This is a genomic window from Dehalobacterium formicoaceticum (assembly GCF_002224645.1).
Classification (GTDB): domain Bacteria; phylum Bacillota; class Dehalobacteriia; order Dehalobacteriales; family Dehalobacteriaceae; genus Dehalobacterium; species Dehalobacterium formicoaceticum.
On sequence record NZ_CP022121.1, the window covers coordinates 17,146 to 44,133 of the forward strand.

Sequence of the window (26,988 nt, forward strand, 5' to 3'; positions counted from 1 at the left end):
CCAACCGGATCACCTGCCTTTTTCCCTTTGAATCTATCCTTTCAATTCTGCAAGGACTTTTTTCACGATTGCAGCAATATCCTCCGTGCTCACTGTCCCCGAAGAACAATTGCCCCTTTCTGAAGCTACTGCTTCGCTGACTCCATAAGCCATTCTTTTAATATTAATCAAATGCATGGGGGTAACATTATAAGAAGTACTGCTCCCGGCAATAGTTCCGCAACCCAAGGTTAGGGAAGGAGCCAGTTTGGTGGTGTAACCAATGCCCCCGAGAGAAGCAGGAGTATTCACTAAAATTCGGGACACTGGTTTTCGGATGAATTCCCGAATAATAGCATCATCCTGAGAATGGATGGAGAAAGTATGTCCTGCACCCATCAAATTCAGCAGTTCAATGGCCAAGAGACAGCCCTCTTCCCAATCCTTCACAGTATAACAGGCTAACACAGTAGTCAATTTTTCATAGGACAGGGGAAAGCCCGGACCATAACCCTCCAGAGGGGCAATTAAAATCCTGGTTCCTTCCGGAATGGAAATGCCTGCTTTTTCCGCAATCACTTTTGGTTCTTTTCCGACACAAGATGAATTCATGCCACCCTTCGGTGTCATAACGACCCGGCTTACTTTTTCTACCTCTTCTTTAGATAAGAAGTAGGCTCCCTGGGCTTCAAATTCTGCCACAACTTTATCTTTAATAGGCGCGTCGATTAGTACAGAGTTCTCAGAGGCACAAATCACGCCATTATCAAAGGTTTTCCCTGTCATAATATCGGAAACTGCTTTTTTAATATGCGCGCTCCGTTCGATAAAAGCCGGTGCATTCCCGGCACCTACTCCGTAGGCAGGTTTGCCCACGCTATAGGCTGCTTTGACCAAACCGGGTCCGCCGGTCGCTAAAATCACCGAAATATCATCATGTTTCATCAAGGCATCTGTCGCCGCCATGGTCACTTTGGTAACGCAGCCGATAATACCTTCCGGTGCACCGGCTTTGACAGCGGCCTCATGCATGACCTGAGCCGCCGCATTAATACACCGGCTGGCATTAGGGTGAGGCGCAAAAACAATGCCATTGGCAGATTTTATAGAGATCAAGGATTTATAGATTACAGTAGACGTAGGGTTGGTAGAAGGAATAATACCCATGACCACGCCCATGGGATAGGCTGCTTCAATCACCTTATTCCGGGTATCTTCATAAAGAATCCCTACTGTTTTCATATCTTTGATGAATTCATAAACATTTTTAGCAGCAAAGAGATTTTTCTTTACCTTATCTTGAAAAATTCCGAATTTCGTTTCATCCACGGCCATGCGGGCTAACCATTCGGCATTCGCTACGGCGGCTTCACTCATGGCAGCTACGATGCGATCAATTTGCTCCTGATCGTAACCTTCTAATATCCTTTGAGCTTCTTTCGCCTTGCGGGCTAAATCCCTGGCTTCCTGGATGGAACTAAGATCATAATCTAGTGCCATTACCTAGCTCCTTTCTTACTGCTGCTCACCCCGGGCTCGAAGAATTTCCTTGATCAGCTGCTCTTTATTGGCCCTGGATATTTCTCGCCCTTGGATGGCAATACCCTGCGTTTCCCGGGCCAGTCTCCGGAGTTCTCCTACCGTCATAAAAGCTAAAGCATCATTTTCTTCAGTACCTTCCTGAACCCCAAAGGAGCCCTCAGTCTCCGCCTCCTTGTTGGTTATGGTTTGATTAAACTCATCATTTGCATCTGAACATGTATGCCCCGAAGAATGCGGCGGAATAGGATCATCCTCCGGTTTTTTCGGTTTTTCTAATTTTCCTTTGAAAACCATTTTGATGTCAACTTCCGGCCGGGGAATTACATGCTGGCTGATGACAAGGCCAACCTTGGCTGCAGCGGCACTGCCGGCACTGACACTGGCCTGGACAGCAGCAACATCCCCGGCAAAAGCAACCATTATCAGCCCGCCTTCAACGATTTCATATCCTAAAAGTTTCACATTTGCGGCTTTCACTCCGGCATCCCCAGCCTCAATTGCCGGGACCAAACCTCTGGTTTCAATCATCCCCAGCGCTTGGTTTTTCATCTGCCCCAACCCCTTTATCCGTCAATCTTATTCAGCTTTATCAGCCTTCTTGTAGTCATTGGGCAGAATCATTTCCACGTCTGCATGAGGACGGGGGATAACATGAACTGAGATCAATTCACCAACTCTTTGGGCAGCTGCCGCACCGGCATCGGTAGCGGCTTTCACAGCGCCTACATCTCCCCGGACCATCACGGTAACCAGTCCGCCGCCCACATGTTCCTTACCAATTAAATAAACATTCGCTGCTTTTACCATGGCATCTGCTGCCTCAATGGCACCTACCAAACCTTTGGTTTCAATCATACCTAATGCACTTGTCATAATTCATTTACCTCCCCAAATTTAAAATTTATGGTTTATTCATCAGGATTTATAGAAATTATTTCTGATAATCTGCCAGTTCCGCCCAATTGGCTGGATAGGTAACAAAAAAGTAACGGCATTTATCAGGAGTCGTAAAGGTCACCTTGGTATCCCTGGGAATAAAGAATACATCCCCCGGATGCCCTGTATATTTCTTGCCGTTCACAATAAACTCCAAAGTTCCTTCCACCACATAATCAAATTCGTCATATTTTAAATGAAAATCAAAGGTGGAATCCTCAATCGTCATAAAGCCCGCGGCCATATTGGGGCTTTCCTTGATGGTAAGTATCTCTCTGATCCCTACTTTGTCTTTGGGATTTCCCGTATTAAACTCTTCACAGACCACAGAGCTGCCCTTGATCAAAGCAAAACCCGTTTCCGGATCCACTTCCCTTTCCATGGGGGGTAAAGATAATTGGGGCAGCCGGGCCATCACTTCCAGCACAATCTTAGAAATCATCGCCGGGTCTACATCCCGAGGGGCTGATTTCGTTTCTGCCTGACTGTCCATGATAAATGGCTGGGTACATGCCGAAGGATCTTTGGGAGCGGTTCCGGTTTCAAAAGTAATGCCCCATTCACTGGCTGCATCTCTCGCTGCCGGCGTGATAATTGTACCCGGTTCAATATAGTGAGTCTTTTTACCGGTACTTGCCAAACTCTTGACATCATTCGCCGTAATTAAAGTCTTCACTTTTTCACCTCCCTGATTTTATCAATTTTATCATAAAAGAATTAAAGAATACTGGAGATCAAGTTTTTATGAGGTGAGGGAATTACCACCTGCTGTACCAGGAATCCTTTATCTGCAGCAATTTTTGACCCCGCTTCCACCGCCGAATTCACCGCCGCTACGTCTCCGGTCAAGGTTGTAAAGCTCTTCCCACCCAAACCCATACCAATGCGAATTTCGATTAAATCCACGTCACCGGCTTTCACTGCTGCATCAGCTGCTACAATCATCGTAGCTACAGAGAAAGATTCCAGCACACCCAGAGCAGCTACTTCCACCACGGAACTCCCGGCGGAACAAGCCGGAATTACCTGGGGGTGCACATTGGGCAGGACAAAATCATCAATGACATGGATGTCTCCTTTTGCTACACCGGCCTTAACGGCACTTTCCACAGCTGCAACATCACCCCACACCATGGTAATATATTTTCCTGGACAAATGGGACGGCTGATAATAATCTCAACCTGCCCCGTTTTCAGCATGGCATCTGCACTTTCAATTCCTTTGGCAATACTGTTAAATTCTACAAAACCAATGGTCCGAATCACGGTCTACCACCTCCATCCCCGTCTGCTTCAATGACAATATTGGCTGATACCTCTCTCACAACCCCGCTGATGCTGGCATGCACATTGGCACCCATGGCGCCTTCGGGAATTCCGCCAATTAATGCACCCCTGTCAACTCTTTGCCCTACTGTTACCAAAGGCTGGGCTGGAGCACCAAGATGCTGCTTTAGGGGAATCGTGACCTTTTGAGGTGCATAATCCACCTCTGTCAGAGGCGCTGCCACATTGTAGGGCATTAAACCTAAAGAAGCTACCAACCGTTTTACGGGGATTTTCATATATTCCCTGGTGGGAGTCACCTCTTCTTCCCGATTATGGGGATCGGCTTTAATGCCGTTTTTACCCAATTCCATCTTGATCATGGCATTAATGCGTCGGGGAGAGAGATGCATAATATTGCAAGCATATTCACAGGCACCGCACTCGGTACAGCTTAAAGCCATTTTCATCACGCCCAGTTCACCATCCATATAATTCAATCCCCGCATAATACGATGGGGACTCAACTTATGGCCCAGCATATGACGAGGGCAAAGATCCGTGCATCTTCGGCACTGGATACATGCAGCTTTGGCATGCTTGATGATCGTGGCCAGGGACATGCTGCGCACCTTCATCATGGGATGATCAGCAGCAAGAAGGATCAATCCTTTCGTCGTTTTGGTAATAGGCTGGTCGAAGTCCTCCAGCACCTTGCCCATCATAGGACCACCTTCTACCACCAGCTTATCCTCCAGATTCCTTTGCCCGGCTAAAGCCAATGCTTCCGCTATGGTCATTCCGATGGGCAATTTTAAAGTGATCGGATTGGGCACCTCACCTGTCACTGTAAGATAAGTGTCTGTCACCGGGACATCATCTAAGGCATCTGCCACATTGATTAATGTTTCTACATTGTCTACCACGCAGCCAACTTTTAAGGGGATCCCCCCTTCAGGAATAATCTTCTTTGTCACCTCATAGACTGTGACATGCTCATCCCCGGCGGGATAAAAATCACCTAAAATAAACAGCTTTAAAGGTTTACCGGCTATCGCTTTTTCCAGGGCTTCAATCGCCTCATGATATTTACTTTTTAATGCGATGGTGCCCAGTGATGCCCCCACCGCCTGCATCACAGCTTCCAATCCTCGGACCATCTTTTCTGCCTGTTCAGCCATCAATTGTTGGTCGACACGGAGCAGCGGCTCGCATTCCGCGCCGTTGACAATTACATGCTCCGCTCCGGCGTTAACTTTAACATAGGTAGGAAACCCGGCACCGCCAGCGCCCACTACACCACCATCTTTAATTTTCTTAATAATTTCCTCACGCATAACTTTCACCTCGATCAAACATCCTGCTGGTCCTCATCAATGATGCCCACAATTGTGGCATCAATAGGAGCATCTTTAAAATTCGGCATGCGCCGAGCCGAGCTCCCCTGGGTAATTAAAACCCTTTCCCCAATACCTGCCCCAATCATATCCAAGGCCACAATGATTCTGCCTTTGTCTTTTTCAGGAGTATCTTGAAGCTGCACAATCATAAATTTTGCTCCCTTAAGGGATTCGTCTTTCCTCGTAGACCAGATACTATTAATAACCTTACCAATTAACATTTTATCCACCTGCCTTCCCCATACAACCGGCTCTATATCTTTTTCAGGAGTTGAAAAATTCCGTAACCGCCTTAAGGGCAGCATCTACATCGGCAATGGTACCGAAGATGGCAATCAGGGTGACATGCTGGGGACAAATACCTCTGATTTCCTCCACTTCAACCTGCGCTGCCTTTTCCGCCACGTCTGCCGCGGTAATCATATCAACTAAAGCTCCTTGCACCAGACCAACAGCACCGGGAGCATGATGACTTTGTACATTGCCCGTTCTTCTCCGGGCCAGAATTGCCATGGTACCGGGAGAAGGAGATTTAATAAACTGAATTTTAACCGACACCGTTTACGCCTCCTCCTGTTTTTGGGAACTGAGGGCGATACCCATGGGCGTAACCAAGAAAGGATTGTTGGGCTTCCAAGCGGGAATGCCCGTCTCATTTTGCACAATCGTTTCAATGCCCGGAAAGCAGCTGGTGCCGCCGGCAAGATAGATATTATCGATTTTATAAGGTTCAACGTGCTTCTTAATAATGGTAGCTACTTTTTCCATCACCGGCTTGAGCACCGGAAATAATTCCCTCTGCCGTTCCGGATTGGTTTTTAATTGTTCAGCCTCTTCAAATGGGATCCCATATGCTCCTGATACCACCAGAGTGAAATGAGTTCCTCCGGTAGCCTCATCAGCTACATAAATGACTTTTCCCTCTTTGAGAATCGCCACCCCGGTGGTTCCTCCTCCGATATCCACCACGGCTCCGTTTTTAATCCCTAAAACATAATTAGCTGCCGTAGGCTCATCCACCAGATGAGTCACATCAAAGCCGGCGCCTTCCACTACATACTGAATAGCTTTTTGATCTCCCCCTACAGTACCCGGGGGATAGGCTGCCCCAGCTGCTAAAAGTTCTACACCCAGCTTCTCTTCAATTTCTCCCTTTAGTTCTTGCACAATTTTTCTCGCACCCACAAAATCAACGACTAGTCCGTCTTTAACAACCTCAGCATAACGCATGGCTCCTGTGACCGGCCGACCTTGATCATCCACCACAGCCAGCACAATATAGGCGGTCCCCAAGTCCACACCGGTAAAAAGTTTCGCCCCCTTTTTTACTGAAGCAGGGTGAGTCATTGTCTCTTCAAACCTTTTGATCAACTGGTTCGCATCCTCTAAGAAGTCCATGACGATATTCTCCTATCTATATCAACACCCTATCCGATAGTGACCGGATACGAGTTGAACCATCATTATATAAAGCAAACTGCTTAACCTGTTTAATCCTTGAATAATATCTTCCCGTTCTACTACTTCCGGAGCAACGGTAAAGGCATCCATGGCGGATAATTCCAGTTCCCGCACTTGGGTTCTAAGATAATTTAACCGTGCCATATATGATCCCTGGGCAGGATCAGGCAACAGATGATTTACCCCAAAATACTTTTGGGGAAAATGGGAGCGGGTTCGGATTTCCTCCGCAGACCATCCGTGAAAACTGATCGGCACCAAGGGCTCGTTCTTTACCTCTGCCCGGAGCATTTGTCGCACATAGTCTAAAATTTCTCTTAAATCCCGTCCCACTTCCTGATACCCGACTCCTTCGAACTCAATAATCCCGTTGATCAATAAGGCCTCAAAGGTATCCAAACGCCCACGAAATTTAATCCGGGGATGATTCTTGTAGACCATTTCACGGCCATTCAAATGGGTCATCTGCTCCGGCTTTTCTTTAATTTCCGATACCTGATACCTTTTATATTGAGTCTGGCTTCCTGCTTCCCCCAGAAGCTTTTCCTGCCCATCCCCGTTTTTTGCAGAGGTCGAATTTCCATTTACAGCAATCCTCCGTTCACTAAGAAACTGGGCCGCAGCAGGTGTTAAGCGGCTTCCTTCCGGAAGGGTAAAGGAAGTAAATTCGTTCTTACGATATTCATCCCGCAGTTCGGTTTCCGTGATCGCTCTCATTGATCCCACCTCCTTATCTGTTCTGGTCAAAGAACTATTATCCTTCAATGGGATTACGGGCAACACTGACGACCGCATCACGAAAAGCATCAGCTGCTGCTTTGCAAGCACTTTGGGATCCTGTGAGCAGAGCACCGCCAAAGTTAGTCCGGCTAGGAGGCCCATACCAAACACCCATTTTTACATCTGCGGCCTTAAGGGCTGCATCCACCCCATAGGTTGCTTCCAAGGGAGGAGCAATGAGATAACAGATGGGTTCCCCTTCACTCACCCCGGCACCCTTGGATAAATAGGATCCCGTACGGGAGATGGTGTAAGCAAAGAAAGATATCGTCCCTTCCTCATTGGCTGTATAAAAGAAAGCATCATTTTCAATCAATTGCAAAGCAGCATCAATACCGGCACGAACTTCCGCCGGATCGGGTCCCGCTAAAATACCGATAAATTCCCCTGCTAATGGTGTATTGGCATTAGCTGCCCCGCCATAAAAGGAGTCGGCATATACCACTTCCACAGCCGCTTTCTTTGTTGCCTCATCAATGGCCGCATAGGCCACATCATCAATGTCGCAGGTAAAAAATCCGATACTGTTTTGTCCCGGTTTCAGGTTCATGCTTTGAGCCAACCCCGGTGATACATTGGGAATATACCGGACAGCAAGAACTTTTGCCTTTACCGGCTCTAAAATTGCCATTTTATAAACCTCCCCTATGCTTTACTTATTTTGATTGCTCATTGAAATATGGAATTATCGATCAAAGACCAAGGTTTTCACCACAACAGGAACGACTCTTCCACCCATTAAGGGTTTCCCCAGATCGATATAATCCCCCTCATCAACCCAGACCTGGTCGATACAAATAATTTCCGCATCCATACCTAAACGAATTTGCAGGGTCTGACCCAGCACTTTGGCACAGTCTTTTTGCAGTACGACGATCAAAGGCTTTCCTGGTTCCAGATAATCCCCCATTCCTTTGATCAATCCCTCCGCCAGCGTCTGAATATTGGCGAAGGTGACCTCTTCCGGCCCCGCCATAGCTAATGCCACCTGGGAAACGGACCCGTCAGAAACCACTCTCTCTACGGTTCTTAGCACCTGCTCCGCGATTTCGTCCACGGTGTCAGGAATTCTATGGGGAAAGGGAGAGAGGACAGATACGTTTTTCAAAGGTAAATTTTCATCCTGCACGGTAATAGTGCTCCCGCTGAGGTTCACGGAATGTGCTCCCGCACCGATTACTGTGGCTCTGATGGTTTCTCCCGGTTGCACCGGTTCAATCCCGGCCTTGTGCAGTTCTTGCCGCACCGCCCAGCCCAGCACAGGACCGATATCCCCATACTGAGCAACCTGGGCCACAGAGATGGGCGTAAAATCGTAATAAACAAAGTCTGCTACCCCGCCGGAAAACATCACCCGCTCGACAGGATAATCCAGCCTTAAGGGAGATGTCATCAGCAGATTCCGGGTAAGATCACTGATATTGCTTAGGGTGATGGCTTCCACCACACTTTGCGCCATCAGGGAGGCGATGGTCTTTAGTTCAGCCAAGCTGACCCGATCTCCCACCATCAGCGGAAGTCCTAATTCACGGAGCACAATCCGTGCCGGTTCCGTAATATATGTGATCTTGTCGGAGTTCTTTTCTATTTCAATTAGATGGCCCCCAATATTCAAGCAAGCGGTATCAATAGTGTTTCCCTCCCGGAAAACTCCGATATTCGACGTTCCTCCGCCCATGTCCACATTTACTGTAACCCGATGTTTCTCCTTAGAAAAAGCCGCTGCTCCTGCACCTTTGCCGGCGAGGATTGATTCTAAATTCACACCCGCCGTGGCTACAACAAAATCTCCAGCCAGCCCAGCCATAGATTCCAGGATATTCCTGGCATTTTCTTTTTTCGCCGTTTCACCTGTAATGATCACCGCTCCGGTGTCAATTCCTTCTGCTGTGATACCGGCTTCTTTGTATTCCTGCTCCACAATTTGAGCCACTGCTGCAGCATTGATCAGATCATGGTTCTTTAAAGGTGTAAAATGAATGGCGCTGCGGTGCAGCACGTCCTTATCTGTAATCTCCATGCGGGGAATGGCTGATCCGGGAGCAATATTCTTGATAGTTAAGCGACTGATGACCAATTGGGTGGTTGTCGTCCCAATATCGATGCCCACACTGATGATACTTTGCTTGCTGGAACTACTGATTGAACTCACCACCTTTAAAAGGGCTTGGTTAAAGCAAATTCCTCAAATTAAAGTAAGCTCCCATGAATAGCATTCAATAGACTTTTACTGAAGATTTAATTTCATCCCGCTGCATTTAGCTGCTAAGATTTGTTTCACAACATCAACCAAAAGGGCTCCTGCCTCCGCCGGAGGAGTACCCCCTTTATGAATATTGGAGATCATCGTACGATCCGCTTCAACTGTATTTTTATTTGGCTTGTAAATCATATAGGCGCTCATACTATCTGCCGTAACCAATCCGGGGCGCTCTCCAATTAAGGACACTACCACCTCAGCATTCAAAAGCATCCCTACCTCATCCTGTACTCCAACCCGGCCGTTTTTAATAAAGAAGGGCGTGCCCACCTTAATGCCTGCTGCGGTGAGGCCCTGAGTCAGAGCAGGCAGCACATCTGCCACATTGGCCTCTATCGCGGAGGAACTTAAGCCATCGATAATAATAATTTGCACTTGGGGATTTTGCTGGCACTTCTCGGCCACTATTTTTTTCCCTTCTTCAGACAATCTTCTCCCCAGATGAGGCATTTTTAAAAATTCATCTTTATCTTTAGCTGCACTTTCTACGGTGAAAAGATTCATCTTAGCAAGAAAATCCTCGGCAACATCCATGAAGACAGCATCCATAGCCTGGGCATGATCTGCCAGGAATTTTAGATGGGCATCGGTTTTGGGCCGTGCTCCCGCTCGGAATAAGCCAATTCGGGCCGGCGTAGATGCTTTCATCGCTTTAATCGCATCCAAATTCACCGGATTGGGTACCCAAACTCCGCTGATATCAGGCACTTCAATCGGAGCTTCTTCAGTATATGGGGAAGATACTGCAGCTTGAGATCCAGTGGTAACCGATTGCACTGCCTCTTTACAAGCCGCTTCCACTTCTCCGCCAAGCATCCCTCTTTTCGCCAATTCTTTCATCACATTATCTATGATCAATTTTTCCATTTGATTATCTGCACTCATCCGTGTCACCCCCTGAATTATTTATCAAAAATTGAAGGATCTCCCGCCTTCTTCGTGAGCCGTCCATTTTCCATGATTTCCATTTTCTCCAACCACTTTTCAAATTCCGGCAGCGGCCTTAAATTTAAGATTTCTCGTACAGAAGCATCGTCATGATAACTGGTGTCCTGGTAACTAAGCATAATATCATCTCCGCCGGGAACACCCATAAAGAAATTAGCGCCTGCCATGGCACATAGCATGGTGCCTACTTCCTGGTCATTCTGATCCGCTTTCATATGATTGGTATAACAAGGGGCAATACCCATGGGAAGTCCGTGGAGCTTACCCATAAACAGATCTTCCAGATCTGCCCGGATTACTTCCTTACCGTCATAGATGGTTTCCGGTCCAATAAACCCGGTAACATTATTGGTCATAAAGGGACGGAAGTGCCGGCCAAAGCCATAGGTTCTAGCTTCCAATGTCATTTCATCCACATCATGATGGCATTCAAGGGAGATCTCAGAACCTTGTCCCGTTTCAAAGTACAGGAGATTGGGGCCGGTGCCATAACCTTTGCGGCAAGCCAGATCATAGGCTTCATCCAAGATTGCCTTGGTGACACCGAAAGCATCATTAGCGGCCTGAGTTCCGGCAATACTTTGGAAAATAAGGTCAGAGGGAGCACCTAATTCCAGAGCCTTCATCTGAGTGGTAACATGGGCCAATACACAAGCCTGGGTGGGAATTTCCCATTTATGCATAAATTCTTTAACGGCTTCCAATTGTCTTTTGACCGTTTCCGCATTGTCTTCCACCGGGTTGATGCCAATCACCGCATCTCCTGCTCCAAAAGACAGGCCTTCCTTCATGGACGCCATAATCCCCTGAATGCTGTCTGTAGGATGATTGGGCTGGTTACGAAAAGCCAAAGTTCCCGGAACCCCCAAGGTCGTATTGCAATGAGTCTGAATTCTCATTTTCTTGGCTGCATAGACCAAGTCCATATTAGACATGAGCTTGGCCACGGCAGCAATCATTTCGCTGGTCAGGCCCCGGCCCAGATGTTTCAGATCATTGTCCCCGGTATCCAGATCCAGGATATAATCCCTTAACTCACCTACGGTATAATTTTTAAACTGATTATAAATGCTGATATTTAAATCATCGTAGATAAGCCGGGTTACCTCATCTATTTCGTAGGGAATCACCGGATTATTATATATATCTTCTAAAGTCAGACGGCTGAGCACAAGTCTAGCCGCTACCCGCTCCGATGCGGAAGCAGCACCGATTCCCGCCAGCATATCACCTGATTTTTCTTCGTTGGCTTTCGCGAGAACCTCCTTGACACTTTTGAAGGTAAAAGATTTGTTATAAACCTTCGCTGATAAATTCACTTATAATGACCTCCCCTCAAAAAATCAATCTCTATTTAAAAGTTGTTTTAGATCATCAATTCCTTCCCCGGTAAGAGCAGATACAACAACGATGGCGCCGCTTAAACCCAGGCTTTTTAAAAATCCTTTGGCCTGCTCCACATCTGCTTGAGGATGGTCTATTTTGGTCACAATACCCATGGTTCTTTTGGAAAAGGCAGCGGCAAATCCAGGCGGAAAAACGGATCGGTTGCGGGTGGCATCCTGAATAAAAGCAACCCCATCTGCTTCCAGGGAAGTGGCAAACAGTGCTTTGTAATAAGATGGGTTTTCAATAAATTCCCCTGGGGTATCAATGGAGCATGCCGAATACCCTAATGACTGGGTTTTAGGTACAGAAGCCGTGGCATCCCCATTCAAAGCATTGGCCAAAGTCGTCTTACCACTGTTTACAGCACCCACTAACATAATTCGTTTTGTTTTCATGATTTTGTCATCCTCGCCGGGGTGAAATTCAGCTGAATTTCCAAAATGTTGTTGACTTCTTTTAACGCCGTTTCGACGCTGGCTACATCACCAATGATCACCAATGCTCCCGTAAAGCGGTCCAAAAAACCAATTTCCACTTCTGCGGCTTTCGTGGCCAGGTCGGCCGCAATAATGGCTGTTTCCCCGGGGGTGAGGGTTAAAATCCCAATGGCTCCTCTTTCCGGAAGACCCATTTTATCATAGATATCTTTTACCGGATGGGCAATAACATGAGCAAGGGTTACTTGCTTACCGGGAACATATTCTTGAATGGAACGTTGTATTTTTTCATGATCATCCATCTGGTGTTCAACTCCTCATATTCTTGGCGCCTTAATTCTTAAGTCAGTTTTGACTTTTTAAGTCAGTCCCATGACAAAAAATATGCCTGTCATATCCCGGGAGCATCTTTGTCAAAAATCTAATTAAACATACTTTTGATGATTTACTCAGCTTGCTCAATCTTTTTATAATCAGCCGGAAGAATCATTTCCACATCGTTGTGGGGACGGGGAATCACATGTACAGAGATTAGTTCTCCCACTCTTTGGGCGGCAGCTGCTCCCGCATCGGTTGCTGCCTTCACTGCTCCCACATCTCCTCTAACCATTACAGTTACCAAGCCACCGCCGACATGTACTTTACCGATCAAATATACATTGGCAGCTTTTACCATGGCATCAGCCGCTTCAATGGCGCCGACCAGTCCCTTCGTCTCAATCATGCCCAATGCATTCGTCATTGTTTCATCCTCCTCAAGTTGATAGTATGCTCCGCCTTCGTTCCATGCTTACACTGTTTCTTTTCTGCAAAATTTCATATTAAATTATATATTTTCTATTGCAAGAATCATGCCACATACAAAAACCTCAGAAGGCCCGCCAGACTGGGATTACAACACAAATCGCAATTTCCTTTCGAGTCATTCATGACTCAACCAATGCTGTTGAACTTACTATTATATTTCTATATCCATAAACACATCGGCAAAAATTAAAAATAATTCCCGACATATGTCTTTTCAAGATAAAAAAGATATCACATGACTTTTCCACGTGAGCGTAAAAACTCACCAAGGCTCCACAAAAGCTGAGCCTTGAAGAGTTTCTCGACTTGCCGCCACTTGGCATTTAATTCTATTTTAGCTTGGCAACTATTTCTTGAACAACCGCTGTAATATTATCGATATTTAATTCATCATGTTTACAAATAAAAGAAATTTTCGTTTCGGCAGATTTGAGGTTGTACGCCATCCTTTTAATATTAATTAAATTCATCGGAGATACATTATCAGATGTGCTGCTTCCTGCCAAAGTACCACAGCCTAAAGTCAAAGAGGGAACCAATCCGGTAGTTAAGCCAATCCCCCCCCAGGGAACCCGGGGTATTCACTAGAATCCTGGACACAGGTTTACGGAAAAACTCTCGAATCACAGTTTCATCTTCAGAATGAATACAGAAGGTATGTCCCGCTCCCATCAAGGAGAGCAAATCAATCGCCAGATAACAGCCTTCTTCCCAGTCCTTTACCACATAAAAAGCCAAAACTGTGGTAAGTTTTTCATATGATAGGGGATATCCCGGGCCGAAACCGTCTAAAGGGGCAATTAAGAGGCGCGTGCCATCGGGAATCTGAATACCCGCCTTATCCGCAATAACATGAGGACTTTTCCCTACCATGGCGGCATTCATGCCACCTTTTGGTGTCATGACAACTCGGCTTACCTTTTCAACCTCTGTTTTGTTCAGAAAGTATGCGCCTTGTGCTTCGAATTCAGCAACTACCTGCTCCTTAATCGGCTCATCCACTAAAACTGAATTTTCAGAAGCGCAAATCACTCCATTATCAAAGGTTTTCCCGGTAACGATGCTATAAACCGCTTTTTTAATATTAGCTGTACGTTCAATAAAAACCGGTGCATTTCCTGCTCCCACACCCATCGCCGGTTTACCGGAACTATAAGCAGCTTTCACCATGCCTGGTCCGCCGGTGGCAAGGATGACGGCAATATTTTCATCATGCATCAATGAATTGGTTGCCGCCTGTGTTACCTTGGAAATACAGCCAATGATCCCCTCCGGAGCACCAGCTCGGATGGCCGCTTCATGCATAACCTGAGCAGCTGCATTAATGCAACGGCTGGCATTGGGGTGGGGTGAAAAAACAATCCCATTTCCTGCCTTGAGAGCAATTAATGATTTAAAAATAGTCGTAGAGGTAGGATTGGTAGACGGAATAATCCCCATAACCACACCCATGGGAGAACCAAATTCAATAACCTTACGTTCCGGATCTTCTTTTAGCACCCCAACAGTTTTCATATCTTTGATATAATCATAAACATTTTGTGAAGCAAATAAATTTTTCTTGACTTTATCTTCAAAAATCCCGAATTTCGTTTCATCTACGGCCATCTTTGCCAACCATTCCGCATTATCTCTGGCTGCTTCAAACATTGCAGTTACAATTTTATCGATCTGTTCCTGAGAATAACCGGCTAATATTCCCTGAGCTGCTTTGGCACTACGGGCCACATCCCGAGCTTCCTGAATGGAACTCAAATCATAATCTATTGTCACTATGCCAACTCCTTCCCACATCCTTGAGGAGATTTTATGATGTGCCCGTTATTCATTGCCTTGGGGAAATTTCTTATAATCATCAGGTAAAATCATCTCTACATCCTGATGAGGTCTGGGAATTACATGAACTGAAACCAACTCTCCTACTCTTTGTGCGGCTGCCGCACCAGCATCTGTAGCAGCTTTTACAGCTCCCACATCGCCTCTGACCATCACAGTCACCAAACCACCACCGACAATAACTCTTCCTATCAAGGAGACATTGGCCGCTTTAACCATGGCATCTGCTGCCTCGACAGAACCAACCAAACCTTTCGTTTCGATCATTCCTAATGCATTCGTCATAATTATAATCCTCCTTCAGTTATCTCTTTTAATCTCTTTTAATTTATTTTAATCCCTTTCCATCTAATGGCAGCTTTGAGTCAGTAAAAATCAAGCATTCAATAGAGAAACATTAACCCAGCATGCCTCTTTTAGAAAGTTCCTTCATCACATTTTCAATGATCATTTTTTCTAACTGGGAATTTTGAGTTTTTGGTTGATCTGGTAGAATAGTTCCTTCATCTTGTAATCCCAAAACTCGGGAGGCATTTTTATACATGATTTTTTCTCTTACATCATCCTTGAGGGGCATATTTTCATAAGTCTTGATGGCTTCTCTAAAGTCTACAAAGGGGTGGGCACTGGCAAACATCACCTTATCACCGATGATGGTATTAACAGCTTGAATATAAGTATCCGACAAAGGAAATGCTTCATATTCGGATAATTCCAAATATACATTTGCATTACGCTGGCAAACAATGATCATTTCATTTACCCATGGATAACCGCCATGGCTGACCACAATCTTTAACTCTGGAAAATCTCTGGCTACAAAATCAATATATCTGGGGGCAACATGATCAATAATAGCATTTGGCACTAAAGTTGCTGTTCCAGTTGTAATAACAAGCGGAATGTTCAGTTCACAGCATTTGGCGAAAATAGGATAATACTTCGCGTCATTTACATAGATTTGCGCTAGGTAAGGATCAATGGCAGCACCCTTGATGTTATGCTCGCTGACAGCAATTTTTAATTCTTCAATAGCACGCATACCTTTATGGGGATCAAGGCCAACAAAACCGATAAATTTATCAGGATATTTACTGGAGAATTCAATGACGCTGTCATTATTTGATTTGGCCGCATAAGTTGTTTCGCAGTCACGTCCTGTGATAACGGCCTTAACCACTTGATACTTATCCATTTCTGCTACAACTTCAGATAAAGCCTGTCCTTTCATTTTCGAAAAATCAATGGAAGCACATAATCCTTTGAACATGGTGCTATTAGCAATCCCTGCTAATGTTTCAGGGGTGTTAGGTCTAAACCTAAAGTCAATTACCTTCATGATTTTCTCCCTTCATTTTCAAGTTATCAATAAAAATAGTTTCATATCGTCAAATTTATAGCAATATTCATACCAACTAAAAGTATTTTGAACTAGCGGAGAAAATTTTTCGTGTTTCCCTTTTTTCATTACCTATGATAAAATGTTTTTAAATCCTAAAGCAATTTATTATGGATAATATTACTGCATGGGCATAATTGAGGTGAGTGATACGCTAAATACAAAAAAGAATCATGACGAAGACCTTATTGTGCAAGAATATTTTGATGATATTCTTAATACCATTACTGATGGCATCTATATTTCTGATGCTTCCGGTAAAACCTTAAAAGTCAACAAAACTTATGAAATGCTTACCGGTATTAAGGGAGAAGAAATAATCGGCAAATATGTCACAGACTTAGAAAATGAGGGTGTTTTTAATAACATATTAAACCCGAAAATCGTCAAAACGGGGAAGGCCGCCTCCTCGGTACAATACAATGCCAAAGGAAGAAAGGTGGTATTAAGCGGATATCCCATCTTTAACACAACCGGCCAAGTTGTTTTAGTAGTTACCTTTGCCAGAGATATCACTGTCTTGTCCCAATTGGAGGATCAAATCAGCTTTCAACAGGGAATCATTAAGAAATCCCAACAAGAAGTGGAGTTTTTATATAACAAACATCAGAAGGAAAGCGGCAAATTTTTTAACAGCTGCGATGAAATAATGTTGGACATGATGGATTTATTGAAGAGAATTGCTTTAACAGATGCTACTGCGCTGTTGCTGGGAGAAACCGGCGTAGGAAAAGGTGTTATCGCCCGAAAAATTCATGAATTCAGTCCCCGCAACAAAAGACCTTTTTTTAAAATTGATTGTACCGCCATTCCGCCCAGTCTCATTGAATCGGAATTGTTCGGTTATGAACGAGGTTCCTTTTCCGGGGCAAATGCCAAGGGGAAACCGGGTCTGGTTGAAATGGCCGATACAGGCACCTTATTTATTGATGAAATCGGGGAACTTCCCTTGGCCATTCAAGGGAAACTCCTTAGAATCATTCAGGACCAGGAAGTTTTGAGGGTTGGAGCGACGAGTGTCAAAAATGTTAACGTGCGCATCATCGCTGCTACCAATAGAAATCTGGAAGATGAAGTTGCAAAAGGGGTTTTTCGATCTGACCTTTATTACCGGCTAAAAGTAGCTGTGATCAATATTCCCGCTTTGCGGAAAAGAAATAAGGACATCCTGCCTCTGGCCCAATTCTTCCTGGAGAAATTTAATCTTAAATATAACCAAAGAAAAACTTTTTCAAAAGATGTTGAGCATGTTTTCCTCCAATATAAATGGCCGGGAAATATTCGCGAATTGGAAAATTTGATTCAAAGTTTAATTATCACCTCGGAAAACAATGTGATCGGAACTACCAATTTACCTTCCAATATGTATCATAATACGAATCATGCCGGTGTTGCCCAATTTCCCTCTATTAATATTAATACTGCTGATAAATCTTTTAAAGAGATCATGAATGAGATCGAACAAAAATTGTTGGATGATGCAATGCAAAAATATGGGAGTATATCAGCAGTCGCTAAAGCATTTAAAGTTGATCGGTCTACAATCTTTAGAAAATTAAAAAAGAATCCCGAATATATTGCAGAATAGCAACAACCAGTGCATAATTGCACTGGTTGTTGCTATTCTTTCAAACCCAGTAAACGCATAATAAATCAATGCTTTTTAATTATATAATATATTTATTATCATTGCATTTTTGCACCAATTTTCATATTTTGAGGGTTTTTCTGTTGAATTCAATGGAAAAATCCTTTTTTATTAGAAAAATAAATCATAGAAGAATTTAAAAATTTCAACGATGTCGGTAATGATCTTACTGGTTATAACAAAATATTATCTTTAACGATAATTATTACTATTCTGGCACGCAACCTGCTTAAATCTTTTGATAATATCAAAAAACCTTTCATCATCATTGCTTTTTACACGTATTTTAAAAAATTTCCCCCAAAATAACTTCCTCTTGATCGACCTGTTCTAACTATATATGCAAAGTTTTAAATGCGGCATCTTTAATTGGCATCAAATTTGCTAATTATTATACTTAAGTTATCATAATAAGTGCGGCTTATTATATGGACTTGTTGCCTATTTTTGATCAGGTCTACATTACTTTTCGGGGAGGTGAAGAAACGCTTTGCATGAATCTGAATATGTAATCCCTTATATGCTAAAGAAAGACATATTCAAAAAATTATAAAGTATTTTTGGAAGGGGTTTTATTAACATGAGAAGAAAATTTGCCATCCCATCTTTATTACTTGCCCTTATTCTTGTCGTATTTGCTTTGACCGGCTGCGGAGGCAGCGGGGAAGAAGGCACTGGTGATAACGGTGGAAAAATCACCATCCGCTTAGGTCATCCCATGGCACCCGGGAATAACGTCACCGTAGGCTATGAAAAATTCAAAGAACTGGTGGAAGCAAATTCTGAAGGCAGAGTGGAAGTTCAAATTTATGGCAATAACACCTTGGGCAGTGACCGAGTTACCATGGAATCCACCCAAAAAGGCACCCTAGAAATGGCCTCCAGTTCTACCCCTAATATGGCCAGTTTCTCAAAAGAATTTTTAGTATTTGACTTCCCCTATATCACAGATCCTATTAACCAAGAAAAATTATACGCTGCCCTGGATGAAGGCGCATTAGGAAAATATTTGGATGAAGCCTCTGCCAAAATTGGCTTAAAGCCCATTATGTACAGTGAATACGGTTATCGAAACTTTGCTTCCGCCACCAAATCCATTACCAATGCGGCCAGTCTTAAGGGGCTGAAGGTGAGAACCACGGACTCCCCTGTTGAAATTGCTGTGGCGGAATCACTAGGCATGGTTCCGACTCCAGTTGCCTGGGGTGAAACCTATACCGCTTTGCAACAAGGTACCGTTGACGGGGAAGGAAATACTTTTGGTTTACTTTGGGATGCCAAACACGGCGAAGTTTTAAAATATGCTATTGATTCCCGCCATAACTACAGCATGCACATGTTAATGATGAACAAGAAATATTATGATGCCTTACCTGAGGACATCCAAAAAATCATCATGGAAGCCGGCAAAGAAGCTTTAGCTTATCAACGTGGCATTTCCAATGACTTAGAAACAGCAGCTGAACAAAAGTTTGTTGATCAAGGAATTGAAGTATATAAACTGACTGATGCAGAAAGAGAGGAATTCAAAAACATAACCAAACCGGTATGGGATAAGTTTAAAGACCAGGTTTCCCAAGAACTGGTTGATTTAGTGGTAGCAACCCAACAATAAACGCAGCAGGGGATATGAGTGTAGGGGGGTAACACCCCCTCACATCCTACTTACCGTTCTAAAAACTTACTGTATAGAAAGGGATCGATATGGCTAATACATCTAATGAAAATCAATCTAAAAAGCCTAAGGGCATCCTATCATGGTTGGATGAAAATTTTGAGAAACCATTCCTCTTTATTGGTATGTTGGCGATAATTATCTTTATTACCTACCAAACCCTTTATCGCTATTTAGTTTCACAATTTTTTGGCGGAGCCGGGATTCCCGTTTGGACTGAAGAACTATCCAGATTTATCTTTATTTGGATCTCCTATTTAGCTGTTCCCATAGCCATTAAGGAACGTAGTAACATTCGAGTAGATATACTTTATGACCGTCTTTCGGATCGATGGAAAAAAATCAGCTGGATTTTGGTGGATCTTTGCATTCTTGCACTCACTGGAATGATTTTCTACATGGGGATCGACCACATCCGGATGCAGTTTGAATTTCCCCAAAATACTGCTTCAATGGGTATCCCTTATTTTATTCCCTATTTAATCTTACCTATTGGCTTTGGCTTAATGGCCATCCGTGCGATTCAGGATTTGATAAAAGAAATAAAATCAATACCAATGAAAGATACGCTTATAGGCCTACTCTGTGCAATAATTATTGCAATTCCTCTCTTTATCGGCTTGGAATTACCTGCTTTGGTTTGGCTGTTCGGTTACTTTATCCTTTTTTTGGCTATCGGTGTGCCTGTGGCCATGTCCTTAGGACTTTCCGCCATGGCCACCATTATCGGAGCAGGAACGATGCCGGTAGAATATGTAGCCCAGATTGCTTTTACATCTATTGACAGCTTCCCTATTATGGCCATTCCTTTTTTTGTTGCCGGTGGTGTTTTTATGGGCGTAGGGGGCTTATCCAAACGACTCTTAGACTTAGCTGATGAACTTCTGGGCAATTTCACCGGAGGTTTGGCTCTAGCCACTGTTGCTACCTGTATGTTTTTCGCTGCCATTAGCGGGTCCGGACCTGCCACAGTGGCCGCAATTGGCTCTTTAACCATTCCAGCCATGGTGGAAAGAGGATATGACAAGTATTTTTCCGCCGCCTTAGTTGCCGCGGCCGGCGCCATCGGGGTCATGATTCCTCCCAGCAATCCTTTTGTGGTCTATGGTGTTTCCTCTCAGGCTTCTATTGGCAAGCTTTTTATGGGCGGGATCGTACCAGGAATTTTAACCGGCTTAGTATTAATGGGTGTTAGTTATTATTACGCTAAGAAAAATAATTGGAAAGGCGAAGCGCGTAAGCGTACCGCCAAGAGCATTGGATTAGCTTTTTGGGATGCCAAATGGGCATTAATGGTACCTGTGATCATTTTAGGTGGTATCTATTCAGGAAAGATGACCCCCACAGAAGCAGCTGCGGTATCTGCCTTTTATGGATTAATTGTAGGATTATTTGTTTACAAAGGAATTAACATGCAGAATATTATTTCCTGCTTTATGGAGGCCTGCAGCACCTCCGCGGTTATCATCGTTTTAATGGCCATGGCTACAATATTCGGTAATATAATGACCGTTGAACAGGTACCGACGATGATCGCTGCTGCTATCCTTAAATTTACATCCAGTAAGATTATGATCCTTCTGATTATTAATATCTTCCTTCTCTGGGTAGGGACTTTTATGGAAGCATTGGCGGCAATTGTGATTCTCACCCCCATTCTCCTTCCCGTCGTAACCCAGGTTGGGGTAGACCCTGTTCACTTTGGCGTAATCATGGTGGCCAATTTGGCAATTGGCTTTATTACCCCACCAGTAGGTGTGAACTTATTCGTGGCTTGCGGAGTCGCCAAATCCAAAATCGAAGATATTGCTAAGGCTGTGATACCTATGTTGCTTGCTATGATTGCTGTTTTACTTTTGATCACTTATGTACCAGAGGTCTCCATGTTCCTGACCAAGTATGTTAAATAAGGTTTTTAATTTCCACGCCTTAAGATTTGGATAAATTTATAAGTAAATAAAAAATATAATAATATTTATCGAGAGGAGTATTTTATTATGGAATGCTGTGCAAGAGTATTATCACCCCATGAACAAAGAATCCAAGACGAAATTATGGGAAAGGCAAGTATTGAAGGCCGGGAAAGAGTCTTTGGTATTTTGAATAGTTTCCAAGGACAACGCCCCAGCGTGGATGTGGAAAGAGCCCAGTACTTTACCGAATCTTTTAAAGAAACGGAAGGTGAATTGTTAACCTTACGTTGGGCCAAGGCTTTAAAGCACATTGCAGAAAACATCACCGTGTATATTGACGACCAGCAGCTATTAGCGGGCAGAATTGGCCATCCCGGCAGATATGGTATTCTTTACCCGGAATTAGACGGAGACTTCCTTGATTTAGCCGTTAAGGATCTTCCCAAGCGAGTGGAATCCCCTTTTAATCTCTCTAATAAAGATGGGGACATCATCATTAATGAAATTGCACCTTATTGGAAAGGTAAAACCTTCCACGAAGAATTTGCCCAATCATTACCTGAAGATACCTTGAAATTAACTTATGACCCCAAGGATCTACTGAAATCTCGTTTCATCGTTAACGAAACAGCTTCCTTCCGTTCATCCATCCAATGGGTGCATGACTACGAAAAGGTGCTCAAAATTGGTTTCAAAGGGATCAAAGAAAAAGCTCAGAAGCAAATGGCCGCTCTCGATCCTATGAGTCCGGCAGACAATGTGGAAAAGAAGCCGTTCTTAGAAGCAATCATTACTGTATGCGATGCTATCGTACTTTGGGCTAATCGTCATGCCAAATTAGCAGCAGAACTGGCTGCCAAAGAAACTGATCCTCAAAGAAAAGCAGAACTGGAAGGAATCGCTGAAAGATGTGCTTGGGTTCCGGAAAATCCGGCACGTAATTTCCACGAAGCGATGCAATCTCAATGGTTCACCCAAATGTTCTCCCGTTTAGAACAAAAAACAGGCACCGTGGTTTCTAATGGCCGAATGGACCAATATCTATATCCTTACTATAAAAAAGATTTGGCAGAAGGCAAAATAACCCCGGAAAAAGCCACAGAATTAATTGAATTAATGTGGGTGGCCATGGCCCAATTTATTGATCTGTACATCTCACCTGCTGGCGGAGCAATCAATGAAGGCTATGCCCACTGGGAAGCTGTGACCGTTGGCGGCCAAACTCCAGATGGACGTGATGCGACCAACGATTTGACATACATTTTCCTACAGTCCAAGAGAGAATTCCCTCTGAACTATCCAGACCTGGCAGCGAGAATTCATGCCCGGGCTCCGGAAAGATACCTTTGGGAAGTAGCAGAAACTATCAAGGAAGGTTCTGGGTTCCCCAAACTGATTAACGATGAAGAAGTTATTCCTCTCCATCTGGCCAAAGGAGCGACTTTTGAAGAAATTTACGATTATGCTGTATCCGGTTGTGCTGAAATCAGAATGCCGAACAGAGACACTTACACCAGCGGCAACCCCTACATTAACTACGCTGCTGCTTTAGAGATGCTGCTCTATAACGGCAAAATGAAAACCTATGGAGATGAACAGCTGGGATTGGAAACGGGAGATCTTCGAGAATTTAAAACCTGGGATGAACTCTGGAACGCTTATATTGCTCAACAAGATAATTTCCTTAAACACGCTTTCATCCAACAGCACCACGTAATTAGTAATAGAGCCAAGCATTTTGCGGCTCCTTTGGGTTCGGCAATGCATGACCTATGTATGAAAAACTGCATTGACCTGCATCAGCCTAATATTGAAGGCGGCATTAACTTAGGTTACTTTGAATGTATTGGTTATGCTACCGTGGTTGATTCATTGGCTGCCATCAAAAAGCTTGTCTTTGAAGAGAAAAAATTGACCATGGCTGAGTTATTAGAAGCTTTAGAAAGCAATTTCGAAGGCAAGGAAGTCATTCGTCAAATGTTATTAAATGCTCCTAAATACGGAAATAACGATGAATATGCTGATTCGATTGCCAAGGATATGGATCTGGCTTCTTTGGAATACACTAAGAAATACTCCAAGGAATTAGGCGTACATCTTGATTTAAGATATGTACCCTTTACCTCCCACGTTCCCTTTGGTAAAGTAGTCAGTGCTACACCAAATGGACGTAAAGCCTGGACGCCTCTATCCGACGGGTCTTCTGCTTCACAGGGCGCCGATACCCATGGTCCCACAGCGGTAATGCTGTCCAACTTTGAATCGAAGAACTATGACCACAGGGAACGAGCTGCCCGCTTGCTGAATATCAAATTTAGTCCTAAATGTGTTGCCGGCGATGAAGGTACCGCAAAACTGGTTTCCTATATCAGAACCTTCTGCGACTTGAAACTCTGGCATGTCCAATTTAATATCGTCAATAAGGCAACTTTGCTGGCTGCTCAAGATGATCCGGAAAAATACCGCAACCTGCTGGTGCGGGTAGCTGGATACAGTGCCTATTTTGTAGATCTATCTCCGGAATTGCAGCAAGATATTATTGAAAGAACTGAACACGAGGCTGTATAAGTCCATTAGCTGAAGTCCTGCTTTTTAGCAGGACTTCCCTATATCTGCATTCTATTGATTTTTATATTTAACCGAAGGGAATTTTTAATATGACAAGTAATGAAAATTTTGACAAGAACAAAATGGGCTATGTCTTTAATATTCAAAGATATTCCGTACATGACGGGCCCGGTATCAGAACCATGATCTTCCTGAAAGGCTGTCCTTTAAGATGCAGCTGGTGCAGCAATCCGGAATCCCATGAGCGGCATCCCGAAATAGCCTATAATAAAAACAAATGCATTGGAACCAATGAATGTATTCGTTGTATTGAGATTTGTCTCAAAGGGGCCATTAAAAAAGGACCTGATGACAAGATTATGATTGACCGGGAGCTGTGCAATAATTGCGGGGCATGTGCTGAGGTTTGCCCTGCCAAAGCTATAACTGTCTATGGAAAACTAATGAGTGTGGAAGAAGTTTTAAAAGAGGCGGAAGCAGACAGTATCTTCTTCTCCCGCTCCGGCGGCGGAATCACCATCAGTGGAGGTGAACCTTTTACGCAGGCGGAATTCACTATTGAACTGCTTAAAGAAGCAAAAAAAAGGCGGCATAATACAGCCATTGAAACAACGGGTTATACAGATTGGGAAAACCTATCAGAGGCATGTAAATACCTAAACTCAATATTGTATGATATTAAATCCATGGACTCCGAAAAACACAAAAAATTTACCGGAGTTTCAAATGAACTTATCCTCGATAACTTTAAGAAAATGTGTACTGCTTATCCCAGTTTAGCAGTACATGTAAGAACCCCGGTAATACCGGGATTTAATGATACCGAGGGAGATATCCGAGCTATTATCGCATTCATCAAAGACTTCCCTAATGTAAAGTATGAACTTCTTCCCTACCACCGTCTAGGCCAGCAAAAATATGAGTTCATTGGCAAAGATTACCCCTGTGTCAATCTCAGACCGGATGATAATAAGATGAAAGTTTTAAATGAAATCGTAAACAATAGTTACACCTCTGATCAATAAAGGTCAATGATACCTCCGATTTATACGAAAACCTCCTGCTAAAAAGCAGGAGGTTTTCGACATTAATGTTTCAAAGAAAGCCGTGTGTCGTATAACCCTGAGAATGCTTGGAATATGACTATATTAGAACTTGGTGTAGCCATCGTAATCATCATCATCTTGCAAGGAAAGATCCTGATCCCCGGCCGCTACGCAGCCTTGATGAACCGCAGGATATCCGATGGTTCCTTCTACTGAGCGTACATTTTCTTCCTTAACTTCACAATCAGCTGCTCCGGGAACGCGGAATTTACGAATGTCAAGCTTGGGGATAGCCGTTTCTTTTGGTTCGGGAAGCTGTGGGATATAGCTATAAGGATAACGATATCCGCGATAGAAAATCACAGCCGGATTCTCCGTAAAGGGGGAGATGAATTCCCACACAACTTCTTTCATTCTGGTAACTTCGAAGAAACGACCGCCTACACCTTCGGTAATAAAGGTGTTCCCATTAGGAAGACGCTGGGCAGCACTTGTTAATGGACTGTAGAAACGATAATCATTAATAAGGGGGGAACCGTAATCCATAAGTTCACTTCCCGCGATTTGCCAAACCACTTTCATGGTCACAGGGTTTAATTCCAAGACACGTGAACGGTCAGCAATGTTAACTTTGGTACCGTCTCTGGAGACATTACTGGGTGCGCCATATCCGGACCAACCACCATTATCAAAAATAAGGATGTTTCCCGCACCAGGTAAACCTTGGGGAATCATATGAACATGGTGTTGACCAATGATTTGCCCAATTTTCCGGAGCTTCGGATCGTCACTGAAATCAGGACCCATTTTCCAAACTACTTTTCCAGTTTCTTTGGAGATAATCGCACAAATATTGGACTCACGTGCATCCCAAATAATATTATCCGGATGGAAACGCTCATCACCTTTATCGTACCATTTGTTGGGCCCTAGAACGCTCATGGAGTTAATGTGCATCCAGTCACCCATACCGCCTCCTGCTTCATGCATGTTGGGGTTCTTATAGATGGCTAATTTAGCAACAGCATCAAAGCCGTATTCGTTGAAATGATCTACAGCATTCCACTCCCAAACAACATTGCCTTCCCAGTCTACTTCGACAATGACATCGTCCAGTAGTTGTTTATCGGAAATGCGTTTATTATAGCAGTTCTTATGACAAAGAATTAAGGTGTTGCCACCATCGGTTTTACACTCCATGCCGGGAACATAATAACCAACGGGGTTCCCCTCTCTTTGAAAATCATGATGTTGGCGAGCCATCCATTGCGGCTTTTCGCCTTCATCTTCAATATGTTCTAATTTGTTGAATTCCCAAACCACTTTTCCTTCCCAATCCACCTGAATCAGATCAACTTGATCCTGATAGCCAAATTTACCGTTTCTTCTGCCGCGGCTCCCCATAACATAACCGCCGGGAAGAATTTTATTGGGGAAACCCATAAGATCTTTAAATACACGAACTACATTTCCATTCATGTCGATGATTACAGTACCTAACTTTGGTGCATTCAAAATGGTATAACCGTTAAAACATTTTTCCGGATCGTACATGGTTACTCCTGTAGGATGAATAAAAGGTTGACCCATAGATAACACTCCTTACTTTTAATTACTTTTTTAAATTCACATAAACTGTATCTAAGCTGCATTAGCATCAACTACAACAGGACCACAGCATACTACGCTATTAAGATA

General features: G+C 43.8%; 26 protein-coding genes. 5 read left to right on the plus strand and 21 right to left on the minus strand.

All coding sequences use genetic code 11. The annotated features are described in order from the left end of the window. Positions 1–33 precede the first annotated feature (33 nt). The 20 genes from CEQ75_RS00070 to CEQ75_RS00165 form a co-directional block, all read right to left on the minus strand. Positions 34–1,479, minus strand: coding sequence for an acetaldehyde dehydrogenase (acetylating) (locus tag CEQ75_RS00070; RefSeq protein ID WP_089608531.1), 1,446 nt, complete (start codon positions 1,477–1,479; stop codon positions 34–36). A gap of 15 nt (positions 1,480–1,494) precedes the next feature. Beyond that, positions 1,495–2,070, minus strand: coding sequence for a BMC domain-containing protein (locus tag CEQ75_RS19135; protein ID WP_089608532.1), 576 nt, complete (start codon positions 2,068–2,070; stop codon positions 1,495–1,497). 27 nt (positions 2,071–2,097) lie between these two features. Then, positions 2,098–2,397, minus strand: coding sequence for an ethanolamine utilization microcompartment protein EutM (gene eutM, locus CEQ75_RS00080; RefSeq protein WP_089608533.1), 300 nt, complete (start codon positions 2,395–2,397; stop codon positions 2,098–2,100). Between the two features lie 55 nt (positions 2,398–2,452). Further along, positions 2,453–3,133 (minus strand): cupin domain-containing protein, encoded by a 681-nt coding sequence (locus tag CEQ75_RS00085; protein WP_089608534.1) that lies wholly within the window; start codon positions 3,131–3,133, stop codon positions 2,453–2,455. Between the two features lie 41 nt (positions 3,134–3,174). Next, on the minus strand, positions 3,175–3,720 hold the full coding sequence (locus CEQ75_RS00090) for a BMC domain-containing protein (RefSeq protein ID WP_089612437.1): 546 nt from the start codon (positions 3,718–3,720) through the stop codon (positions 3,175–3,177). Continuing rightward, positions 3,720–5,060: a 4Fe-4S dicluster domain-containing protein gene (locus CEQ75_RS00095; RefSeq protein WP_089612438.1), complete on the minus strand. Its 1,341-nt coding sequence runs from the start codon at positions 5,058–5,060 to the stop codon at positions 3,720–3,722. Before CEQ75_RS00095 ends, CEQ75_RS00090 begins: the two co-directional genes overlap by 1 nt. 14 nt (positions 5,061–5,074) lie before the next feature. Beyond that, on the minus strand, positions 5,075–5,344 hold the full coding sequence (locus CEQ75_RS00100) for a EutN/CcmL family microcompartment protein (RefSeq protein WP_089608535.1): 270 nt from the start codon (positions 5,342–5,344) through the stop codon (positions 5,075–5,077). Positions 5,345–5,387: 43 nt separating this feature from the next. Next, positions 5,388–5,636: a BMC domain-containing protein gene (locus CEQ75_RS00105; protein WP_089612439.1), complete on the minus strand. Its 249-nt coding sequence runs from the start codon at positions 5,634–5,636 to the stop codon at positions 5,388–5,390. A gap of 48 nt (positions 5,637–5,684) precedes the next feature. Further along, on the minus strand, positions 5,685–6,521 hold the full coding sequence (eutJ, locus tag CEQ75_RS00110) for an ethanolamine utilization protein EutJ (protein ID WP_089608536.1): 837 nt from the start codon (positions 6,519–6,521) through the stop codon (positions 5,685–5,687). A gap of 21 nt (positions 6,522–6,542) precedes the next feature. After that, complete coding sequence (locus tag CEQ75_RS00115) at positions 6,543–7,301, minus strand: ATP-binding protein (protein ID WP_157677226.1); 759 nt, start codon at positions 7,299–7,301, stop codon at positions 6,543–6,545. Positions 7,302–7,338: 37 nt separating this feature from the next. Next, positions 7,339–7,995: an ethanolamine utilization microcompartment protein EutL gene (gene eutL / locus CEQ75_RS00120; RefSeq protein ID WP_089608538.1), complete on the minus strand. Its 657-nt coding sequence runs from the start codon at positions 7,993–7,995 to the stop codon at positions 7,339–7,341. Positions 7,996–8,049: 54 nt separating this feature from the next. Beyond that, the gene (locus CEQ75_RS00125; protein ID WP_338031981.1) at positions 8,050–9,516 is read right to left on the minus strand and encodes an ethanolamine ammonia-lyase reactivating factor EutA; all 1,467 of its coding nucleotides are present in this window, start codon (positions 9,514–9,516) and stop codon (positions 8,050–8,052) included. Positions 9,517–9,591: 75 nt separating this feature from the next. Further along, positions 9,592–10,509: an ethanolamine ammonia-lyase subunit EutC gene (gene eutC / locus CEQ75_RS00130; protein WP_089608539.1), complete on the minus strand. Its 918-nt coding sequence runs from the start codon at positions 10,507–10,509 to the stop codon at positions 9,592–9,594. Positions 10,510–10,526: 17 nt separating this feature from the next. After that, entirely contained in the window at positions 10,527–11,891 is a 1,365-nt protein-coding gene (locus CEQ75_RS00135) for an ethanolamine ammonia-lyase subunit EutB (RefSeq protein WP_089608540.1), read from the minus strand. Between the two features lie 24 nt (positions 11,892–11,915). Beyond that, the gene (locus CEQ75_RS00140) at positions 11,916–12,356 is read right to left on the minus strand and encodes a EutP/PduV family microcompartment system protein (protein ID WP_089608541.1); all 441 of its coding nucleotides are present in this window, start codon (positions 12,354–12,356) and stop codon (positions 11,916–11,918) included. Beyond that, on the minus strand, positions 12,353–12,700 hold the full coding sequence (gene eutS / locus CEQ75_RS00145; protein ID WP_089608542.1) for an ethanolamine utilization microcompartment protein EutS: 348 nt from the start codon (positions 12,698–12,700) through the stop codon (positions 12,353–12,355). Before eutS ends, CEQ75_RS00140 begins: the two co-directional genes overlap by 4 nt. 143 nt (positions 12,701–12,843) lie before the next feature. Then, on the minus strand, positions 12,844–13,140 hold the full coding sequence (gene eutM, locus CEQ75_RS00150; RefSeq protein WP_089608543.1) for an ethanolamine utilization microcompartment protein EutM: 297 nt from the start codon (positions 13,138–13,140) through the stop codon (positions 12,844–12,846). 548 nt (positions 13,141–13,688) lie between these two features. After that, positions 13,689–14,978 (minus strand): aldehyde dehydrogenase family protein, encoded by a 1,290-nt coding sequence (locus CEQ75_RS00155; RefSeq protein ID WP_338031982.1) that lies wholly within the window; start codon positions 14,976–14,978, stop codon positions 13,689–13,691. 48 nt (positions 14,979–15,026) lie between these two features. Beyond that, positions 15,027–15,326, minus strand: a complete 300-nt coding sequence (gene eutM / locus CEQ75_RS00160; protein WP_157677228.1) for an ethanolamine utilization microcompartment protein EutM — start codon at positions 15,324–15,326, stop codon at positions 15,027–15,029. Positions 15,327–15,438: 112 nt separating this feature from the next. Next, complete coding sequence (locus CEQ75_RS00165; protein WP_089608545.1) at positions 15,439–16,380, minus strand: amidohydrolase family protein; 942 nt, start codon at positions 16,378–16,380, stop codon at positions 15,439–15,441. A gap of 187 nt (positions 16,381–16,567) precedes the next feature. Between CEQ75_RS00165 and CEQ75_RS00170 the strand changes: the two genes are divergently transcribed. From CEQ75_RS00170 to hpsH, 5 genes are all read left to right on the plus strand, one after another. Next, complete coding sequence (locus CEQ75_RS00170) at positions 16,568–18,028, plus strand: sigma-54 interaction domain-containing protein (protein WP_089608546.1); 1,461 nt, start codon at positions 16,568–16,570, stop codon at positions 18,026–18,028. Between the two features lie 640 nt (positions 18,029–18,668). Further along, positions 18,669–19,703: a TRAP transporter substrate-binding protein gene (locus CEQ75_RS00175; protein ID WP_089608547.1), complete on the plus strand. Its 1,035-nt coding sequence runs from the start codon at positions 18,669–18,671 to the stop codon at positions 19,701–19,703. A gap of 89 nt (positions 19,704–19,792) precedes the next feature. Next, a complete protein-coding gene (locus tag CEQ75_RS00180; protein WP_089608548.1) occupies positions 19,793–21,673 on the plus strand; it encodes a TRAP transporter large permease in 1,881 nt (626 codons plus the stop codon). An 87-nt stretch (positions 21,674–21,760) separates the two neighbouring features. Then, positions 21,761–24,244, plus strand: a complete 2,484-nt coding sequence (gene hpsG / locus CEQ75_RS00185; protein ID WP_089608549.1) for a (2S)-3-sulfopropanediol dehydratase — start codon at positions 21,761–21,763, stop codon at positions 24,242–24,244. Positions 24,245–24,333: 89 nt separating this feature from the next. Then, positions 24,334–25,269: a (2S)-3-sulfopropanediol dehydratase activating enzyme gene (gene hpsH, locus CEQ75_RS00190; RefSeq protein ID WP_089608550.1), complete on the plus strand. Its 936-nt coding sequence runs from the start codon at positions 24,334–24,336 to the stop codon at positions 25,267–25,269. Between the two features lie 123 nt (positions 25,270–25,392). On the opposite strand, the gene CEQ75_RS00195 is transcribed toward hpsH, so the two are convergent. Then, the gene (locus tag CEQ75_RS00195; RefSeq protein WP_198306594.1) at positions 25,393–26,880 is read right to left on the minus strand and encodes an aryl-sulfate sulfotransferase; all 1,488 of its coding nucleotides are present in this window, start codon (positions 26,878–26,880) and stop codon (positions 25,393–25,395) included. Positions 26,881–26,988: the final 108 nt, after the last annotated feature.

Excerpts from the sequence above, each read along its gene's own strand:
- CEQ75_RS00070 (WP_089608531.1), bottom strand. The coding sequence starts at position 1,479 with ATGGCACTAGATTATGATCTTAGTTCCATCCAGGAAGCCAGGGATTTA.
- CEQ75_RS19135 (WP_089608532.1), bottom strand. The coding sequence starts at position 2,070 with ATGAAAAACCAAGCGCTGGGGATGATTGAAACCAGAGGTTTGGTCCCG.
- CEQ75_RS00095 (WP_089612438.1), bottom strand. The coding sequence starts at position 5,060 with ATGCGTGAGGAAATTATTAAGAAAATTAAAGATGGTGGTGTAGTGGGC.
- CEQ75_RS00100 (WP_089608535.1), bottom strand. The coding sequence starts at position 5,344 with ATGTTAATTGGTAAGGTTATTAATAGTATCTGGTCTACGAGGAAAGAC.
- CEQ75_RS00105 (WP_089612439.1), bottom strand. The coding sequence starts at position 5,636 with ATGGCAATTCTGGCCCGGAGAAGAACGGGCAATGTACAAAGTCATCAT.
- eutJ (WP_089608536.1), bottom strand. The coding sequence starts at position 6,521 with ATGGACTTCTTAGAGGATGCGAACCAGTTGATCAAAAGGTTTGAAGAG.
- CEQ75_RS00115 (WP_157677226.1), bottom strand. The coding sequence starts at position 7,301 with ATGAGAGCGATCACGGAAACCGAACTGCGGGATGAATATCGTAAGAAC.
- eutL (WP_089608538.1), bottom strand. The coding sequence starts at position 7,995 with ATGGCAATTTTAGAGCCGGTAAAGGCAAAAGTTCTTGCTGTCCGGTAT.
- eutC (WP_089608539.1), bottom strand. The coding sequence starts at position 10,509 with ATGAGTGCAGATAATCAAATGGAAAAATTGATCATAGATAATGTGATG.
- CEQ75_RS00140 (WP_089608541.1), bottom strand. The coding sequence starts at position 12,356 with ATGAAAACAAAACGAATTATGTTAGTGGGTGCTGTAAACAGTGGTAAG.
- eutS (WP_089608542.1), bottom strand. The coding sequence starts at position 12,700 with ATGGATGATCATGAAAAAATACAACGTTCCATTCAAGAATATGTTCCC.
- eutM (WP_089608543.1), bottom strand. The coding sequence starts at position 13,140 with ATGACGAATGCATTGGGCATGATTGAGACGAAGGGACTGGTCGGCGCC.
- eutM (WP_157677228.1), bottom strand. The coding sequence starts at position 15,326 with ATGACGAATGCATTAGGAATGATCGAAACGAAAGGTTTGGTTGGTTCT.
- CEQ75_RS00165 (WP_089608545.1), bottom strand. The coding sequence starts at position 16,380 with ATGAAGGTAATTGACTTTAGGTTTAGACCTAACACCCCTGAAACATTA.
- CEQ75_RS00170 (WP_089608546.1), top strand. The coding sequence starts at position 16,568 with ATGGGCATAATTGAGGTGAGTGATACGCTAAATACAAAAAAGAATCAT.
- CEQ75_RS00175 (WP_089608547.1), top strand. The coding sequence starts at position 18,669 with ATGAGAAGAAAATTTGCCATCCCATCTTTATTACTTGCCCTTATTCTT.
- CEQ75_RS00180 (WP_089608548.1), top strand. The coding sequence starts at position 19,793 with ATGGCTAATACATCTAATGAAAATCAATCTAAAAAGCCTAAGGGCATC.
- hpsG (WP_089608549.1), top strand. The coding sequence starts at position 21,761 with ATGGAATGCTGTGCAAGAGTATTATCACCCCATGAACAAAGAATCCAA.
- hpsH (WP_089608550.1), top strand. The coding sequence starts at position 24,334 with ATGACAAGTAATGAAAATTTTGACAAGAACAAAATGGGCTATGTCTTT.
- CEQ75_RS00195 (WP_198306594.1), bottom strand. The coding sequence starts at position 26,880 with ATGGGTCAACCTTTTATTCATCCTACAGGAGTAACCATGTACGATCCG.